Consider the following 17,845-nt stretch of genomic DNA (forward strand, 5'->3'; position numbering starts at 1 on the left):
AAGGCCGAGAAATGTGGTATGGTTGATGCATCTTCTTCATCCTGATCTGCTGGACGACTACAATTCACTTGCGAGTAAAGGAATATTTGCGGCCACGCTAAAAGGCCACGGGCTCTATAGTACATTTCAGTTTGTTCTACGCCTCTCGCCAGCCGTACACCGAAAGCTTTCGTCTATGCCTAACGGCATCGTCAATTCCGTGATGGTTGACGTCGCGGGAATCCAGGCCTTCTCGACATTCTTACATGAGACAATTCATTGGTGGCAGCATGTAGGATCGACCTATGGCCTGATGCTGAGTATGACATACCCGGCGCAGGCGCACGCCAATTACAAGCATCTTAAAAACCTAATCAGTAGCGTCGGGTTCAAAAAATCAGTTCGCCAGCTTGCCGATGTGCTGCCGGGCGGCGGTTATGGAACTCCGGCTGGTTTGGTCAATATTATTATCAATAACCACTTCGATATGGAGGCGTTCCGGGGGCTGACCGTGAGTCCGCATTCAGCAAGTCCGATCGTGCAGAATCCGCAGTTTGAGAATTTGGGCCATGCCTACCACATTGCGTACGGCAATATTATCAGCCTTCTCTCCGCAGTCTCAGACCATAAGTTCGATGTCATTCCCCACCCCAAGGAATGGAGCGAGCCGTTTTTTAAGCTCCAAGAGGCGAGAGAGGAAGGGTATTACTACGGATCACCAGTCTCGCTTTATCCTTTGGGAGCATACGAAATATTTGAAGGTCAAGCTCGGATGGCCCAGCTGCAGTATCTTCATTTTGCCACCGATGGGTTTCTCGGTATGGAATATGCTGAAAAGTCAGGGATGTTCAATGGGGTGTATGGAAAAGCGTTTTCTGATTTTCTCCATCTAACGGAACTTGAGCGACCGAATTCTATCGATCACCCAACCGTCGGATTGTTTCTGCTTATCTGCGATATCGCCCTCAATCCGGGATCAGGCTTCCCATTCCCGGTTGTCCACTATTCAACGTTTATACGAGATATTGAGCCGGGAGCGCGCTTTGTTTGGCTATGCAGAATAGCCCGCCTGAAGCACCCTGAAATCATGGATGTCGTTCGAGATTACTCCCGCGAAGAATATGCTGCCATCAGCAGCAAGCTATGTGCTGCAATCTTTGAACACCCTCCGCTTGAGATTGCTCAAGAATTTTGCCGTTGGGCTGCTCTGCCAGAGTTTTCGCCGTTAATGGCGGAACACCAATCATTTTCCTTCGAAAAGGGAAATGTTGCGGTCAGGATGATTTTTGCTCATTTTCTTGCGTTCATGCGAGATAAATTCGCGCATCCTGAATTTTTTTGTTGGCCGGGGGCGTGGATGGCCGGGCGGCGTATATCGCCGAATGCACAGACTCTTTTTGACCGGCACGGAGCATTGTTCATAGATAAAGAAGATGATGACGGCGTGTTTCCGAGACTACTGCCTGGGCGGAGTGAAAGCGATGTACAGAAGGCATTTGAGGACTTCTATGCGCATAACGTCGTTTTCGATCTAACGCGCCAGTGGATCACGGAGCCAGGTTCTTTTCGCTATGAATACCGATGGCTTTCTCAAACAGGCAGCAATTCGGAGATCCAAGGCTTCGCTGAGCGAACTTTTGAATCCGTATATGGCGTGAAGCCAAGTTCTGCCGAAATACTATAATGTAGCTGCGCTGGCTGATAGGTCCCGGTGCTTAGCAGGTCACGCCCTGCGCAATTTCCGCTTACTGTTTTGGGGCTTGCAGCCCCGTCCTCCGTCCAGACCAAGCCCTTCGGGCAAAAGCATCCGGGCCTTGGCTCGGCGTTCGCATGCGCCCGCACCGCCCCGCACGCTTTTGGTATGGACGGTTCCCCCTGATCTTATTCACGCAATCGATTTTGGCGTGCCTGCCGAGCTGGGCTGGCCGGCTTGGGTGCGGCTGCCGCATTGCACTGGTGGGTTGTTTTAGAAAAGACGAGGATAACGCGCGCTCGGAACCCCAAATGTTCTTGAGTTGTTCTTGTAAATTGTTACGCTGGTTGTATGAGCCACAAAACTAGCGTTTCGATTCTTGCCTCGCTATTGAGGCCCGACAACGACGCTCGCCCCACATTTTTGTTGGGGGCGGGGGCCTCATTTTCCTCCGGTGTTCCTCTCGCTGCTGAAAGCGTCCGTCGGCTTGCAAAGCAAGTCTATGCCGAGCGTGAGCTTGGAGGCAGGACACTTCCCGAGCGCATAAAACCCTCGGAATGGACCAGTTGGCTGCATCAGCAGGAGTGGTTTATTCATGGAGATGATCATCTCGCCGAGAATTTTCCGCTCGTCGTCGAGAATTTGCTAAAGCCGGAAGCGTATAGACGGCGGTTGTTGTTGGAGCTCGTCAGCCTGAAGGGCGGGCTCGGTTCAGGTTACCGCGCCCTTGCTGATCTCGTCCTGCGCGGGCTTGCCGGAACGGTGATGACCACCAATTTCGATTTGTGCCTGCCGATGGCGCTCGGGGAGAAGCACCCTCATATAAGGCATGTTGCGGAAATCAATCGCAGGCCCGACGACTTCAACGAATTTAACCCCTTCGCAAGGGCTCAGATTGTCTGGCTTCACGGCAAAGCAGAACAGTATACCGACCGAAACCTTGTTCATGAGACGCAAACTCTCGATAGCGCTCTCCTCGAAAAGCTGCATCCGCTCCTTGAGTTCTCGCCCTTGATCGTCATGGGGTATCGAGGGTACGAGCCGTCGATCATGTCATCGCTCCTCGGAGCCGCAGACCAGAAATTCCGGCACGGTATATTTTGGTGCGTGAGAGCAGGTGAGCAGCTTCACCCCAATGTTCAGGCGTTGTCGGACCGCTTGGGGAGTAATTTTCAAAAACTGGAGATCAAAGGCTTTGATGAAATTCTGTCCGACTTGAATGTGGAGCTTGCCGGTGTCCAGAGGTTCGTAGCTCTTCCAGTGGCCGAAGCCGGAGAGAGCTTTGATGACCGGATATGTGACGGGGCTGTTTGGGCTGATGTCGATGCGGACCTGGCGCTGGTAACCCTCCGGCAATATTGCGAGAAACTTGAGCGCGGTAGTCTCACATCGGATCAGCTCAAGCCACTGATGCGCGAAATCGGCCTATTGGCCCAGAAAAAGGATGCTCCCGAACAGCCGACGAATGCCTGCATCCTGCTGTTCGGTCGAAATCCTGAACGCTTCTTTCCGCACTCTGTGATTTCCGCGACTATTTCCGGAAAGAGGCGCATCGTTTTCGAAGGCAATCTCATCTCTCAATATCGTGCATTGCTTGAGTGGCTGGAAAGCAAAGACGTCAATCCCATCATCAAGGTTAAAGGCAAGCAAAAGCATTATACGCGCGCCGCATACCCTGAACGGGCCTTGATTGAAATGCTGGTCAACATGATCGTTCACCGGGATTATGAGATGGTTGCGCCGAGTCAAATCGACGTGGACGGAAATTCTGCCGTGTGCTTTTCCAACCCTGGTGGAATGTCTGCGCAGTCGAAAAATCGACTTGAGACAAATGATGAAGGTGCGTTCTCTCCCGTGCCGGAGTTCAGCGATCTCCGCAACGGAACCCTATGCGATGTATTCTTTGGGATCAGCGCCATGGAACGCGCGGGTACTGGGTTATCCGACACCCTCGATCTTTGTTTCGAAGCTGGGGGCTCTGCGTCATTCGCTTTCCCGCCGGGGGAGGATGGATTCCTTGCCAAGCTTTTCAGGCCGGGCGCTTCTGCGGGATCAGCCTCCGTGTCGATCGACACCCGCCCTGTGGGTACTTACACGATAAACTCGCTGATGTTCTCCGCTTTGCCGGAGACGATTACGCGCCTCAAGATCAGAGAGGGCGTCGATCTGGGGCGGGACGTTCCGCTGCATGAAGCCGGTACCTTTGTCTATGAGCGCCGCAGCGGCGATTTGTGGACGTTCTTGCCTGCCCCTATCGCCAACCTTTTATTCGCGAATGCCCTTTTGGAAGAGGCGACAGTCATCTCACTGACAGAGGCGGATTCAGACATTGTGCTGCACCGGAAAATTGCTTGGCTGATACGCAAGCATTTTGAGCAGCATATTCGGTCCTTTGAGAAGGACGGCCTTGTCGTTGAAAAGACGAAGAAAGGCCATCCGGCGAAACGTGCCTATTTCCAGAGCAGGAATAAAGACAACAGAACCATTGTTTATGACACGCCACGGCGGAAGGGCATCAGACGCGATGTTGTCAAAAAGCGCGGTGATGACGGAAAGCCTTGGTTCGAATGTGAAGGCTTCGGCTACGAGATCGTGCGCTTGGGCAATGGGTGGGGTGTCCGGATCAAGCCGTTCTATATGTTCACGAAGCAGGACGGCATCACGCCGCTGCCGGGATACATGCGGACAAGCCGCGCTACGCGTCGCATTCGCTTCGATAGAAATACCAATGTCGAGAGCGATCTCGTGTTCTGGGGGCGATTCCTATCCCAAGGAGGACAAACGATAAATATCGGTGATGAAAACGTGCCTGATTTGGTGCTGGAAGGCAGTTTTTACACCCAGGATGTAACAGAAGAAGGGCTGGTGGATCATGACGATTCAAATGAAAATCGACGTACTGCGTGAGCCCAGAATCGAGTTTTCTAATGCGAAAACCGACATCGATCCACGCCGGGGACTGCCAAAGAATGGACCGTCTGATAACACGGGTCTGCGGCAGATCAAGCTGGGCTTTGTAGGCCTATCGGAGGATATCGATGCTGCCGTTGCATGGCTGTCGCGATTTGAGACTTTCATTCCGGCGAAGGAGAACAACTCCGCGCGATTTCGGAATTGGCCGGGACTAGAAAAGGCCTTGAATGCAAAATTCATCATGGAGAAACGGCACAGGCGGATCGTTGCTTCCTCGAAATATGATCAGCTTTTTCGTGAGGCACAAAAGGGCCAAAAATTCGGCGAACTGGTCGAGCTCTTCGAATACGAGATCAGCAGTCTGTACGGGGACGAGGCCCCGGACTGCATAATCCTGTGCATCAAGCCTGAACTCGGTGATTTGCGCGTCATGAACCCCGGCTTGTCACCAGAAGAACGCCGGGCGCTGGAATTTTTGCGCGCCGAGGAGGAAAGCGACCAGCTTGCGCTCTTTCAGCCCTCGCCAGACGAGCTTGAAGCGGCGAGTGCCCTCTATACGATGGCAGACGATTTGCTGTTCCGAACGTTCTACCGTGCCCTTAAAGCCAAGATCATGTCTGATAGCCAGGCTGTTCCGATCCAGGTCGTTAGACGGGACACAATCGAACGGCCAGACGATAAGGGGCAAAGTCAGGCTACTCGTGTCTGGAACGCTGCCGTTTCCATCTATTATAAATCCAAGGGCATCCCGTGGCGGCCTGCTGACCTGCCGAAGAATGTCTGCTTTGTCGGGATTTCCTTTCACCACATGAAAAAGCGTGGCGGGCATCTGGTCTATGCCAGTGTGGCGCAGGCCTATTCGACAGATATCGAACCTTACGCGATCAAAGGGGCGAGCATCGATCATGACCAGAAGCGTGATCGCCAACCCTATCTGAACGAAGCGCAAGCGCGTCAATTGCTTGAGCAAATACTCGAAGAGTACGAGCGGCGAGCCGGAGTGACACCCGACCGTGTCGTGATCCATAAGACGACAAACTATCAGCCAGAAGAAGAGCGGGGCTTTCGGACGGCTGCCAAAGATCGGGTCGCCAACTGTGATCTGATCTGGCTGCGCAATACCTCGTTTCGAGTCGTTCGCAAAGGAACAGAAGAACCATGGCGCGGCACGTTGTGTTCGCTGGATGGTCATTCCTATCTTTTCACGAGCGGATATATCCCGTGGTGGAACGAGTTCCCTGGGATGCACATTCCGGCACCACTGGAAATCGGCTCTTGCGGTGAAACCGACATTCGGGCACGCGCGGAGGAAATCCTGGCATTGACCAAAATGAACTGGAATTCCAGCGATGGGATTACCCGTTTCCCGATCACGCTGCTCTTTGCACGGCGTGTAGGGGAACTGATGTGCGAGTTGTCGGATAACGCGACACCCAATCCCTCTTATCGCTTCTATATATAAAACTGGTTTTCTGACTCTGTGGATCAGGTGTTTCACCAAATGCCGCATCCTGTGACGGACAGGACCGGGCTGTTGTGAACCGAGCCAGTGGTCTCGGCCATTCGGATTCTATCCCTTGCGCTTGACGGGCCGCATTTCGCGGCCCTTTTGCTGAGCAGGGCTCTTTTACGCGCCCTGCGATATTACCGCTTTCTGTTTGGGGGCTTGCAGCCCATCCTCCGTCAAGACCAAGCCCTTTGGGCAAAAACATCCGGGCCGTGGCTCGGCGTTCGCCTGCACCCGCACCACCCCGAACGTTTTGGTCTGGAAGGTTTCCCTCTCCCTTCGCCAGAGGGGCAGATCGGTTGCATGCGCAACCCGATCAAATGAAGAAGGAAATGAAAACAGTGAAAACAGATGTCTACAAACAAGTAACCGATAAGATTATTGCCGATCTGGAAAGAAGCGAGCTGACCTGGCCGAAATCCGCAGCGAATTTTCAGTGTACTCTGTCTGACCTTAATTTTAATATTGCTAGATCGCTATTTCAAGCGAATGTCGGTATCGGTAGTTGCGAGCCCCCGCAACCAAGAAACAAAGCTATATCAGCTACTTATGCAAAAGCCCCGATCAGAAATGACGGGGCTTTTGGTGTTCAAGGGACGCCTATTATCAACACCAAGCAATACGTCTCAATAATAAAATTGATGTGGGAATGGGCGCAACTGAGGTTAATTCAATCATATTGGTGGTTTGGTTGTTGGCAATTATGCCTATGAATTCCCTGCAGTATAGACGAGAGCTGGTATCCAGATAGGTTTCGCTAACGGCCCGGATTCATGGGCACAAATTTTTACATAGTCAGAAAACTAAGGTTTTTATTTCTTCCAATAGTGTCGGGTGAGGGCAATATTAGGACGACTCCAGGAAGGAATACCCAATGACAGCCTTAAAACTTGTTGGTCTGGCCGGCAGTTTCAATCGACCTTCAAAAACGCTGTCGCTCGTGCAGCATATCGCTGAACGCGCCAGTGTCGATTACGGTTTTGATACCAGAAGCTATGATCTCCACGATGTCGGTCCCTCCCTCGGACGGGCCTTGTGGCGCAAGGATCTTGATGATCAGGCCCAAGCTGTTCTTGACGAAATTATTGCTGCGGATGTGCTGGTGATCGGTTCTCCGACCTTCAAGGGATCTTATCCCGGGCTATTCAAGCACTTGATCGATCTCATTGACCCGCAGGACCTGCGCGGCAAACCTGTTCTGATTGCCGCGACAGGTGGTGGCGACAAGCATGCGCTGATTGTGGAGCACCAGTTACGGCCCTTGTTCGGTTTTTTTTCGGCACATAGTCTTCCGACTGCGGTCTATGCATCCGAGCGCGATTTTACCGATTACCGCCTGTCATCCGAGCCGCTGTTAAGCAGGATCAATGATGCGGTCGCAGAACTGCAAACCTTCTTTCCAAATAGGAGTGCGGCTCTCGTCGCAGCCGAATAAATAGCTTTCTCTGAGGAATAGCAGGGGAAAATTGAAGCGACCATCAGGCCAAGTCATGATGGTCGTTCAGTCTTCAGGCTGAAGTGTTCTCGGTTGCGATGCTGTAGCATCGATTTTACTGGTCGCCGAGTACTTCTCGCGCAGAGTCAATCTGTGCTAGATGATCTCTATGAATGTAGCAGAGTCTGAACTTCCGATTTATCATCCGCCATTGGAGCCGTATGTTGCGATCATACATCTTGATGCGGATATTTTGGTACTGGATAAACCAAGCGGACTTTTATCTGTCCCTGGAAGGCATCCTGTGCTGTCTGACAGCCTCGCTACCCGTGTTCAAAAGAAATTTCCCAATGCATTGATGATTAATCGTCTGGATAAGGACACATCAGGTCTTGTTCTGATGTCACTCAATCGCAAAGCCCATGCAGCAATTGCTGCGCAGTTTGAAGCGCGGACGACAAAAAAACAATATATTGCCGAGGTTTGGGGACAAGTCGATAAGGATGAAGGTTTTATCGACCTTCCTCTCGCCATTGATCTTCATAATAAACCTCGCCATCATGTGGATTATGAAAATGGCAAGTCAGCGCAGACGCGCTGGCAAGTTCTTCATCGGCATGAAAAAACAACCCGGCTGCAACTCTTTCCATTAACCGGCAGAACGCATCAGTTGCGCGTGCATATGAAAGCGCTCGGACATGCGATACTTGGTGATGAATTTTATGCTGAGGCTGATGCACTTGCCGCAGCCGATCGTTTGATGCTGCATGCTCAGGAACTGACTTTCAGACATCCTGATGGAAATGATATTACTTTTTCTGCTCCTTGTCCGTTTTAAGAATAGCCATGCATCAAGAAACAGAAGCATCCGGGCTTGTTGTTGATTTTGTCGGCGGTGCTGTTGGCCACAGGTTTCGGTCGGGCGAAGGTCGAGGGCAGGCTCTTGCCAAAGCCGCGGGCCTCGCAAAAGGTCTCGCGCCCGATATTGTGGATGCAACAGCAGGGCTTGGCCGCGATGCATTTCTGCTGGCGTCACTGGGTGCAAAGGTTACGCTGATTGAGCGTTCGGAAAAAATGCATGCTCTTCTTGCAGAAGGGCTGGCACGGGCGGCTGCCGAAGGCGGTAAATATGCTGAGACAGTGGCTCGAATGACTTTGCTCTACGGAGATTCAAGTCTTTTGTTGCCAGAGCTGAGGCCGCAAGTCGTGTTGGTCGATCCAATGCATCCGCCACGTGGAAATTCAGCGCTTGTTAAAAAGGAAATGCGGCAGATACGCGAGATTGTCGGAACGGACCCGGATTCGGAAAGGCTGATGCAGGTTGCATTGGAATATGCGCAAAACCGTGTTGTGCTGAAATGGCCTTTGCGGGCGGAGCCAATGGCAGGAATCAGAAAGCCATCGCATCAGATATTGGGCAAAAGCACCCGCTATGATGTGTTTGTCAAAGCAAAGCTTCAGGTAAGATAGGGTCCTGACCCTAATCTTCATCCACTATACGCAGGCGCATCTGGGGAGTCGTATTTTCTGGCTGGCGCGTTGATTGATGCGGTTCCTCACCGGGGGGCGGACCGAATTCGAGTGCTTCGATTTTTGCACCGCGCTTCGTCACCTTGTTTGAAGATACGAGAATATCGTCGATATCCTTGTTTGCCTGTATAAAATGGGTTTGCAGCTTGCGCACGCGCTCATCAAGGCGGCCGACATCTTCCATCAACCGTATCACTTCACCCTGAATGACATGTGCCTGTTCGCGCATACGCGCATCCTTGAGGATTGCCTGAATAACCTGAATGGACAGCATCAGCAGCGATGGCGAGACAATCACGATCCGCGCCCGATGTGCACGCTGGATCAGCGCTTCAAAATGCTCGTGAATATCCGCAAAAATAGATTCTGACGGCACAAACAGGAAAGCTGTATCCTGAGTTTCACCGGTGATCAGATATTTGTCGGAGACATCCTTGATATGGACTTCCATATCGCGGCGGAATTGCGCAACGGCTGTCTTACGCGCTTCCGGCTGTTCCGTTTCGCGCATGGAGTTCCAGGCTTCAAGCGGAAATTTTGCATCAATGACCAGTGAAGGCGCATTGTTTGGCATGCGCACAAGACAGTCCGGGCGGGTGCCATTGGAAAGTGTGGCCTGAAATTCGTAAGCGCCTTGCGGCAGGCCATCAGCGATGATTGCTTCCATGCGCGATTGGCCGAAAGCGCCGCGCGTTTGCTTGTTGGCAAGAATGGCCTGCAATTGCACGACCTGTCCGGCGAGCGACTGAATATTATTCTGCGCCGTGTCGATGACCGCAAGGCGCTCCTGAAGCTTTGCAAGATTTTCGTGGGTCGAGCGGGTCTGTTCGGTCATGGTCTGGCCGATGCGGTGCGTCATGCCATCAAGCCGTTCGCGGATCGACTGGTTCAGCTCTGCCTGTCGTGAGCCGAAGACTTCGGCCATGGTCTGCATCCGGCCCTGCATTTCGGATTGGGCTTTGAGAATCTCCGCCATGCGGTATTCAGCATCACGGGCGCGATCTTCAGCCTGCGCTTCCGCAACCGCACGAAGACGCGCTGAACGCGCTGCCGCAATCAGAAAAATTGCCAGGCAAGCTACCAGCACAATAATGCCTGCAAGCAGGATATCGCCCAGCGTGAAAGAGGTTGCGCCAAGCTTCAGAAGCGGTTCGTTCAAGAGATTCTGGTTTTCCATTGCGCAAGCTTAGCTGATTCGTGACGAGTTGATGAGATCAAAACGAGAACATTTTTCAATCTGCAATTGACGATTCTCACGCAAGCGATTACGTGAAGCAAATGTCTATAAAACCGCTCATTATCCTTCCCGATCCCGTATTGCGCCAGCTGTCCAAGCCTGTTGAGCGCTTTGATGATCAGTTGCGCAAATTTGCCGACGACATGCTCGACACCATGTATGACGCGCCGGGCATTGGGCTGGCCGCCATTCAGGTTGGCGAGCCTCTTCAGATGCTGGTTATTGATCTGGCCAAGGAGGATGAGCCAAAGACTCCTCAGGTCTTTATCAATCCGACGATTGTATCCTCATCCGACGAACGCAGCGTTTATGAAGAGGGCTGTCTGTCTATCCCGGATTATTATGCGGAAGTTGAGCGTCCTGCGAGCATCAAGGTCAATTATTTTGATGTGGATGGCAAAGCGCAGTCTATTGATGCGGATGGGCTGATGGCGACCTGCCTGCAGCATGAGATCGACCATCTCAATGGCGTGTTGTTTATCGATCATATTTCCAAGCTCAAGCGTGATATGGTCATCAAGAAGTTTAAAAAGCTCGCAAGCCAGCGTGCATCGAACAAGGTTTTGTGATGCGGATCGTGTTTATGGGAACACCGGATTTTTCGGTGCCAATTCTCACAGCCATCATCGGACAGGGCTATGACGTGGTTGCCGTTTACTCGCAGCCACCGCGTCCGGCTGGCCGCCGTGGGCTGGAATTGACCAAATCACCCGTCCATGAAAAGGCTGAGGAATTCGGCATTCCGGTTTTCACGCCGAAAAGTCTGAAAGGCACGGAAGAGCAGGACGTATTTGCAAGTCTTGAAGCAGATGTTGCAATCGTGGTCGCCTATGGTCTGCTGCTGCCACAGGCAATTCTCGATGCGCCGCGTCTTGGATGTTACAATGGTCATGCCTCGCTTCTCCCGCGCTGGCGTGGGGCGGCACCTATTCAACGTGCGATCATGTCGGGCGATACAGAAACCGGCATGATGATCATGAAGATGGATGCGGGGCTGGATACGGGGCCGGTCGCCATGGCCGAAAAGGTTGCAATCACCCCGGATATGAGCGCAGGCGAGCTGCATGATCGTTTGAGCATGATTGGTGCTGATCTGATGGTTCGTGCGCTGGGTGCGCTTGAGCGTGACAGTCTCACACTTCAGGCGCAGCCGGAAGAGGGTGTGACCTATGCCGCCAAGATCGACAAGGCGGAAGCACGTATCGACTGGTCAAAGCCTGCAAAGGATGTTCACAATACGATCCGCGGCATTTCACCATTTCCGGGCGCCTGGTGCGAGATGGAAATCAATGGTGTGGTTGAACGTGTGAAACTCCAGCGTTCCACATTAGGTGAGGCCATTGGGGTCGACGGCAGTGGCGTTCCGGGAACGATCCTCGATGATCGTCTGACGATTGCTTGCGGGGATGGTGCGGTGCGGCTTGTGACGCTGCAACGTTCGGGCGGCAAGCCTCTGGTCGCGCAGGATTTTCTGCGTGGTGCGCAAGTGACGAAGGTTCTTTGAGCGTTGCCTCGTTACAAGATCACGGTCGAATATGACGGTATGCCCTATGTCGGCTGGCAGCGGCAGGAAAACGGCCATGCCGTGCAGAATGCAATTGAGCAGGCATTCAAGAGGTTCTGCGGCGAGGATCTGACATTGAGTGCGGCTGGCCGGACTGACGCAGGCGTTCATGCGATTGCGCAGGTTATTCATGTCGATCTGACCAAGGATTGGGGTGCTGCGAAAGTGCGTGATGCCCTGAATGCACATCTGGTTATGGCGGATGAGCGTATCAGCATTCTCAATGTCGAGAAGACGACAGATGCTTTTGATGCGCGCTTTTCGGCGCGTGCCCGGCACTATCTTTATCGCATTCACAATCGTCGCTCACCGCTGGCAATTGATTATCAGCGGGTATGGTGGGTGCAGAAGCGCCTTGATCACGAAATGATGCATGAGGCGGCAAAGCGGTTGCTTGGTGAGCATGATTTTACGACATTTCGTGCAACACAATGTCAGGCAAAAAGCCCGGTCAAGACGCTCGACAGGCTCGATGTCACACGCAATGGTGACTATGTCGAAATGCGCGTTTCTGCGCGTTCGTTTCTGCATAATCAGGTGCGCTCCTTTGCGGGGAGCCTGATGGAAGTTGGCATTGGCCGCTGGACGGCGGATGATTTGCAGGCAGCTTTAGAGGCAAAAGACCGCAAGGCTTGTGGTCAGGTTGCGCCGCCTTATGGTCTCTACCTTATTGGTGTTGATTACCCATTTCCGTTTTAGAATGTTTGTGCGCTGATTCCGATGCCAAAAAGCTGTTGCAGGAACACTGTGATAAACAGTGAGCCGAAAAACATGCAGGCAAAGAATGGCGCCACATAGCTGTGGGGGCGCTGGAGAGCGATGAATGTCAGCCGGTAGCTCAGGATGATTGATATTCCGAAGAGCACGAATGCGAACAATGTTGCGACATCGAGAAATCCCGGAAAAAACAGTTGTAAAAGCGTGATTGGTGCAAAAAGCCATGCCAGAAGTGCACTGCCCCAATTGGTCGCAATCACATAGGTGGCATAGCGGTTTGCAATGTCGATACGTTTGGCAATCAGGCCAACTAGAATGATCGGTATCACCCAGGCAGCCATATCAACACATGCAGCTCGAAAGACTATGGCCAGCCGAAGACCTGCCTCGTCGCGCCCCGCGGTGAGATCGGCTGCATAGGCCACCCATGTTGCAAGAAGTGGCGGCAGGGCAATTATGATCGCATAAAATGATGCCCAGAAATCTTCTGCCGATATGTCCAGATAGGCAAGGCCGTCCTTGCGGCCAAGCATCATTTTCCAGACGCCTGTGAAATATCTGAGAATATTATCCAGACTCGGCATTGTTGATCCTATCCGAAAAAGTCGGCTATGAAGCGTTCGTAAACTTGCGTCAATCCTTCAAGATCAGCAAGAGCTACGCGCTCATCGACCATATGCATGGTTTGACCGACAAGACCAAATTCGACGACCGGGCAATAATCCTTGATGAAACGCGCATCCGATGTGCCGCCTGAGGTGGAGAGTTGCGGGCGTTTGCCGGTTACAGCTTCCACAGAAGCGGTCAGCGTTCCGATCAGCTTTTCATCGCGGGTGAGAAAGACATGGCTTGGGTGTTCGCGCCAGCTCAGTTCATAGTTGATTGGCGTTTTACGGCCCGGACGAAAACGCTCATTGCGCGAAGCCTTTTCAAGACGTGAAATGATTTCAGCCTTCAGACTGTCTGCGGTCCATGTGTTGTTAAAACGGATACTGAAGGAAGCGCTCGCCTTGTTTGCAATGACATTGGTGGCCTTGTTGCCAACGTCAATGGTCGTGACTTCCATATTGCTGGCCTGAAAGTCATCCGTGCCTTCATCAAAGGCTGGATAAAGCAGGCTATCGATCAGGGTGGTAATGCCGCGCACCGGATTTTCTGCAAGATGCGGATAGGCAACGTGGCCTTGTGTGCCATGCACTGTGATCGTGCCGGATATTGAGCCACGGCGCCCGATCTTGATCATGTCGCCGAGTGTGTCAGGATTGGTTGGTTCGCCCACAAGCGACGCATCCCATGTTTCGCCGCGCTCTTTGGCCCATTGCAGCAGTTTTTCAGTTCCGTTGATGGCCGGTCCTTCTTCATCGCCGGTGATGAGGAAGGAGATACTGCCCTTGAGATTGCCATGTTTTTCAATGTGACGCGCGACAGCGGCCACAAAGCAGGCGATGCCGCCTTTCATATCCACAGCGCCGCGGCCATACATGATGCCGTCTTCTATAGCGGCAGAGAATGGCGGATGCTTCCAGTCGCTCTCATTGCCCGGTGGTACGACATCGGTGTGTCCGGCAAACATCAGATGCGCACCATTGCCGGATTTGCGGGCATAGAGATTTTCAATATCCGGCGTGCCCTCTTCAGTGAAGACAGGACGCTGAATGGAAAAGCCCATTGGCTCGAGCATAGCTTGCAGAACTGTCAGCGCACCGCCTTCGGCGGGTGTCACGGACGGGCAGCGAATGAGAGCAGCAAGGTTTTCGGCGGGATTTGCAGGAAGGCTCATAATGTCAAAGCTTTGTTCTGAGAATCGTATGGGCTGAGATTAGATCGTGAAGCTTCCAGATGAAATAGCAATCGCCTCTTTAGGGTCCTGAGCCTAGATAAACAAGTTCGAGGACGCACCAAAATCGCAGCTTTTCCCAGATCGCTGCAATTGCAGAATGAATTTTCCTTGACCAGAGGGGCTTTGTCATCGTTAGTTAAAAAAAGGTTGATAACGAGATCCGGGAAACGGACCGGTCAACGGGGAATAATTTCAGAAAATGCTCTTCGGAGTGTTTTTAAAAATGGGAATCCGCCATGCGTTTACTGGTTTCTGCCGTTGCAGGTTTAACAATTGGACTATTATCTGTTCCTGCTCAGGCGGGGCAATGGAGTGAAGCGGGCGGCTTCACCAGCATTCCTTATGGTCATCTTGATTATTGCAAGCGTAGTCCGCGTGATTGTGGCGCACACCGTGCTTTGCGACCGATGAAGCTGACACCGGAACGTATGAAGGTGCTGCAAAGCGTCAATGCTTCCGTGAATGCGGCTATCAAGCCGGTTTCCGATCAGCAGAATTATGGCAAGCGTGATTACTGGACCATTCCGAAGAATGGCAAAGGTGACTGCGAGGACTATGTTCTGTTGAAACGTGCCAGACTGATTGCGCGTGGCATGCATCCGTCACAGCTTCTGATTACCATGGTGCAGGGGAGTGAAGCGCATATTGTGCTGAGCGTTCGCACCGACCAGGGTGATTATATACTCGATAATATGCGCAAGGAGGTCTTGCCGGTTGAGAAGACCTCTTATCGCTATATCAAGATGCAGTCGCCCGCCCATGCCGGTCAATGGGTTTCTATTACTGGACGCTCTGTGGCTGTAGCGAGTAACTAGACCGGTTTTAAGAAACACCCTGCCGTGAAGGAGCCGATTGATCGGTCCCTTTTTTGATTCCAGTGCTGTTTCTTTTGGGAGTGAAATCTATAAGCCAAGCGATCATGATCAAAACCGCTTTATTGTTCGCTATTCTTTTACAATAAATGATGACGCACTGTTCACAAAAATCGAACAAAATTGACACAATAACAAATGTGTGAATGCTGATATATGATTTAAATACATGATAATAAATAATAATTTTTATTATATTTATGCACGGATGTCGGTTTTTGTGCACAATTATGTGATTATGAAAACATTTTCGTGACTGGAAATTTTTATCACTGTCACCCATCTGAGGTGCATGAGGACGACGCATAGAACGTTGTTCTAATGACTAAGGAGATAGAAAATGAATAAGTTTGTTCTTGCTGCTGCTGCTCTTGCTCTTAGTGCCGGCGCTGCTTTCGCTGAAAATCCACATGTTGGCGAGCCTGCAAATCTTTATGCGAGTGATCGTACTCCGGTTGCAACACGCGGTGTTGATTATACTGCTCCTGCATCGATCCAGACACAGACGAACACAGATGGTTCTGCACATCGTTTTGGTGATGCATCGCCTTCAAGCTACCAGAAATAAGTTTTCTGTTTGCTGATACAAAAAAGGCGAAGCTTACGAGCTTCGCCTTTTTCTTTGATAATATTGACAAATTAGTCGCGCAGCAATTCGTTAATCGAGGTTTTTGAACGGGTTTTTTCATCGACGCGCTTTACAATCACAGCGCAATAGAGGCCCGGACCAGCTTCGCCATTCGGGAATGGCTTACCCGGCAGGGTGCCGGCAACCACAACCGAATAGGGCGGCACTTCACCGTAAAAGATTTCGCCGGTTGCGCGGTCGACAATCCTGGTTGATTTGCCAATGAACACACCCATGCCAAGCACGGCGCCTTCGCGGACAATACAGCCTTCGACAACTTCCGAACGCGCACCGATGAAGCAATTGTCTTCAATGATGGTTGGACCAGCCTGCATGGGTTCCAGAACGCCGCCGATACCAACGCCGCCTGAAAGATGCACATTCTTGCCGATCTGGGCACAGGAGCCGACGGTTGCCCATGCGTCGACCATCGTGCCTTCATCGACATAGGCGCCGAGATTGACAAAAGACGGCATCAGGATCGCATTGGGTGCGATATAGGCTGAATAGCGCACAACTGAGTTTGGAACAGCACGAATACCTGCCTGTTCGAACTCATTGGCTGTCCAGCCGTCAAACTTGGAAGGAACCTTGTCCCACCACGAAGCATTGCCGGGGCCGCCTTTGATGATCTGCATCGGGTTGAGGCGGAAAGAAAGAAGCACTGCTTTCTTGAGCCATTGATTAACCTGCCAGTTGCCGTCAGCCTGTTTTTCTGCCACACGCGCTTCACCGCGATCGAGTAAGAAAAGCGATTGCTCCACAGCATCGCGGATTTCGCCGCGCGTTGTGGTGTTGACGCCATCGCGTTCGTCAAAAGCCTTTTCAATGACCTTTTCAAGGGAGGCGAGATCTGGCTTGGTCATAGGGCGGTCTCCATAAAATGGCAGGATAAGCGGCTGCCGTCTTTTTGGCCGGCAGTTGTCAGCCAAGTGATTAAGCGAAGGCAGGATAGGGGTCAATCGCGTTATTGTGTGAAATATCTGAACGCAATTGCGCCAGGTTAAGAATTTAACACTGAAAATGATGCTAAGTCATCAATATGCATTGAAATTGAAGGAGCAGGCAAGCATGAACCCAATGGAGAAGACTGGCTGGACGCCTTTCCCGAATTCTGAGGAGGCCGTTAAGCAGGCGCGTACCGTGCCCAAAACGCCTCAGACCGAGGCTGAAGCCTATCGCCTTGCTTTCATGGATGATGATTTTATGACGCGGCGCGATATGCGCCCCATCCGGCTTCAGCTTGAGCTTCTTAAGCCTGAACTCATTCTTGCTGATCGTGGCATCAAGTCGACGGTTGTGATGTTTGGTGGCGCACGTATTCCTGAGCCGGGCGGTGAGGCATGGGCGGCAAAAAACGAATTGCAGAAGAAGAATCTTGAAGCAAATTCGCGTTATTATGAAGAAGCACGCAAATTTGCCCGTATCTGTTCAGAATATTCGGCCAGCACCTATTATCGTGAGTTCATCGTGGTGACGGGTGGTGGCCCGGGCGTGATGGAAGCAGGAAATCGCGGTGCCGCTGATGTTGGAGCACCGACCATTGGTCTTAATATTGTGTTGCCGCATGAGCAGGCACCCAATAGCTATGTGACGCCGGAATTGTGCTTCAACTTCCATTATTTTGCATTGCGTAAAATGCATTTTCTGATGCGTGCGAAGGCTATTTGCGTCTTCCCCGGTGGCTTTGGCACCATGGATGAATTGTTTGAAGCGATGACGCTTATCCAGACCGATCGCATGGAACGTATGCCGCTGATCCTGTTTGGCAAAGAGTTCTGGAGCAAGGCAATCAATATCGAATTTCTGGCAGAGCAGGGCACAATTTCGCCCGCCGATATTGAGTTGCTGACCTTTGTCGATACTGCCGACGAGGCCTGGGACGAGATCAAGAGTTTCTATAAGCTCTGATTGAGAATGGAAAAGCCCG

Annotated in this window: 17 protein-coding genes; 13 read left to right on the forward strand and 4 right to left on the reverse strand. The window is 51.9% G+C overall.

Going from position 1 to position 17,845, the window contains the following annotated elements; translation table 11 throughout:
* Window positions 1-25 precede the first annotated feature (25 nt).
* The 7 genes from FHY56_RS02490 (at window position 26) to FHY56_RS02520 (ending at window position 8,997) form a co-directional block, all read left to right on the forward strand.
* Window positions 26-1,663 (forward strand): hypothetical protein, encoded by a 1,638-nt coding sequence (locus tag FHY56_RS02490; protein ID WP_140903608.1) that lies wholly within the window; start codon window positions 26-28, stop codon window positions 1,661-1,663.
* Between the two features lie 360 nt (window positions 1,664-2,023).
* Window positions 2,024-4,579, forward strand: a complete 2,556-nt coding sequence (locus tag FHY56_RS02495; RefSeq protein WP_140903609.1) for a hypothetical protein — start codon at window positions 2,024-2,026, stop codon at window positions 4,577-4,579.
* Window positions 4,545-6,047 (forward strand): argonaute/piwi family protein, encoded by a 1,503-nt coding sequence (locus FHY56_RS02500; protein ID WP_140903610.1) that lies wholly within the window; start codon window positions 4,545-4,547, stop codon window positions 6,045-6,047. Before FHY56_RS02495 ends, FHY56_RS02500 begins: the two co-directional genes overlap by 35 nt.
* Window positions 6,048-6,424: 377 nt before the next feature.
* Window positions 6,425-6,805 carry a hypothetical protein gene (locus tag FHY56_RS17975; protein WP_193556750.1) on the forward strand — a complete coding sequence of 127 codons (381 nt, stop codon included), beginning with the start codon at window positions 6,425-6,427 and terminating at the stop codon, window positions 6,803-6,805.
* 161 nt (window positions 6,806-6,966) lie between these two features.
* Window positions 6,967-7,527, forward strand: coding sequence for an FMN reductase (gene msuE, locus FHY56_RS02510; protein ID WP_140903611.1), 561 nt, complete (start codon window positions 6,967-6,969; stop codon window positions 7,525-7,527).
* Between the two features lie 169 nt (window positions 7,528-7,696).
* Window positions 7,697-8,365, forward strand: coding sequence for a pseudouridine synthase (locus FHY56_RS02515; protein ID WP_140903612.1), 669 nt, complete (start codon window positions 7,697-7,699; stop codon window positions 8,363-8,365).
* Between the two features lie 8 nt (window positions 8,366-8,373).
* Complete coding sequence (locus FHY56_RS02520) at window positions 8,374-8,997, forward strand: class I SAM-dependent methyltransferase (protein WP_140903613.1); 624 nt, start codon at window positions 8,374-8,376, stop codon at window positions 8,995-8,997.
* A 10-nt stretch (window positions 8,998-9,007) separates the two neighbouring features.
* Here FHY56_RS02520 and FHY56_RS02525 read toward each other — a convergent pair whose 3' ends face one another.
* Window positions 9,008-10,234, reverse strand: coding sequence for a DNA recombination protein RmuC (locus tag FHY56_RS02525; protein WP_140903614.1), 1,227 nt, complete (start codon window positions 10,232-10,234; stop codon window positions 9,008-9,010).
* Between the two features lie 101 nt (window positions 10,235-10,335).
* Here FHY56_RS02525 and def point away from each other — a divergent pair, with 101 nt between their 5' ends.
* The 3 genes from def to truA are packed head-to-tail and all read left to right on the forward strand — an operon-like array spanning window position 10,336 to window position 12,557.
* A complete protein-coding gene (def, locus tag FHY56_RS02530) occupies window positions 10,336-10,863 on the forward strand; it encodes a peptide deformylase (RefSeq protein ID WP_140903615.1) in 528 nt (175 codons plus the stop codon).
* Window positions 10,863-11,798, forward strand: a complete 936-nt coding sequence (gene fmt, locus FHY56_RS02535) for a methionyl-tRNA formyltransferase (protein ID WP_140903616.1) — start codon at window positions 10,863-10,865, stop codon at window positions 11,796-11,798. The genes def and fmt overlap by 1 nt, the downstream gene beginning before the upstream one ends.
* Window positions 11,799-11,801: 3 nt before the next feature.
* The gene (truA, locus tag FHY56_RS02540; RefSeq protein WP_140903617.1) at window positions 11,802-12,557 is read left to right on the forward strand and encodes a tRNA pseudouridine(38-40) synthase TruA; all 756 of its coding nucleotides are present in this window, start codon (window positions 11,802-11,804) and stop codon (window positions 12,555-12,557) included.
* Here truA and FHY56_RS02545 read toward each other — a convergent pair.
* Window positions 12,554-13,159: a hypothetical protein gene (locus tag FHY56_RS02545; protein WP_140903618.1), complete on the reverse strand. Its 606-nt coding sequence runs from the start codon at window positions 13,157-13,159 to the stop codon at window positions 12,554-12,556. The genes truA and FHY56_RS02545 overlap by 4 nt on opposite strands.
* 8 nt (window positions 13,160-13,167) lie before the next feature.
* On the reverse strand, window positions 13,168-14,355 hold the full coding sequence (gene dapE, locus FHY56_RS02550) for a succinyl-diaminopimelate desuccinylase (RefSeq protein WP_140903619.1): 1,188 nt from the start codon (window positions 14,353-14,355) through the stop codon (window positions 13,168-13,170).
* Between the two features lie 296 nt (window positions 14,356-14,651).
* Here dapE and FHY56_RS02555 point away from each other — a divergent pair, with 296 nt between their 5' ends.
* Window positions 14,652-15,230: a transglutaminase-like cysteine peptidase gene (locus FHY56_RS02555; protein ID WP_140903620.1), complete on the forward strand. Its 579-nt coding sequence runs from the start codon at window positions 14,652-14,654 to the stop codon at window positions 15,228-15,230.
* Between the two features lie 397 nt (window positions 15,231-15,627).
* Window positions 15,628-15,855 (forward strand): hypothetical protein, encoded by a 228-nt coding sequence (locus FHY56_RS02560; protein ID WP_140903621.1) that lies wholly within the window; start codon window positions 15,628-15,630, stop codon window positions 15,853-15,855.
* Between the two features lie 71 nt (window positions 15,856-15,926).
* Here the strand turns inward: FHY56_RS02560 and dapD are convergent, their stop codons facing one another.
* Complete coding sequence (gene dapD, locus FHY56_RS02565) at window positions 15,927-16,781, reverse strand: 2,3,4,5-tetrahydropyridine-2,6-dicarboxylate N-succinyltransferase (protein WP_140903622.1); 855 nt, start codon at window positions 16,779-16,781, stop codon at window positions 15,927-15,929.
* Window positions 16,782-16,986: 205 nt separating this feature from the next.
* On the opposite strand from dapD, the gene FHY56_RS02570 reads away from it, so the two are divergent.
* A complete protein-coding gene (locus tag FHY56_RS02570; RefSeq protein ID WP_140903623.1) occupies window positions 16,987-17,826 on the forward strand; it encodes an LOG family protein in 840 nt (279 codons plus the stop codon).
* Window positions 17,827-17,845: the final 19 nt, after the last annotated feature.

This window comes from Brucella gallinifaecis (genome assembly GCF_006476605.1).
Classification (GTDB): domain Bacteria; phylum Pseudomonadota; class Alphaproteobacteria; order Rhizobiales; family Rhizobiaceae; genus Brucella; species Brucella gallinifaecis.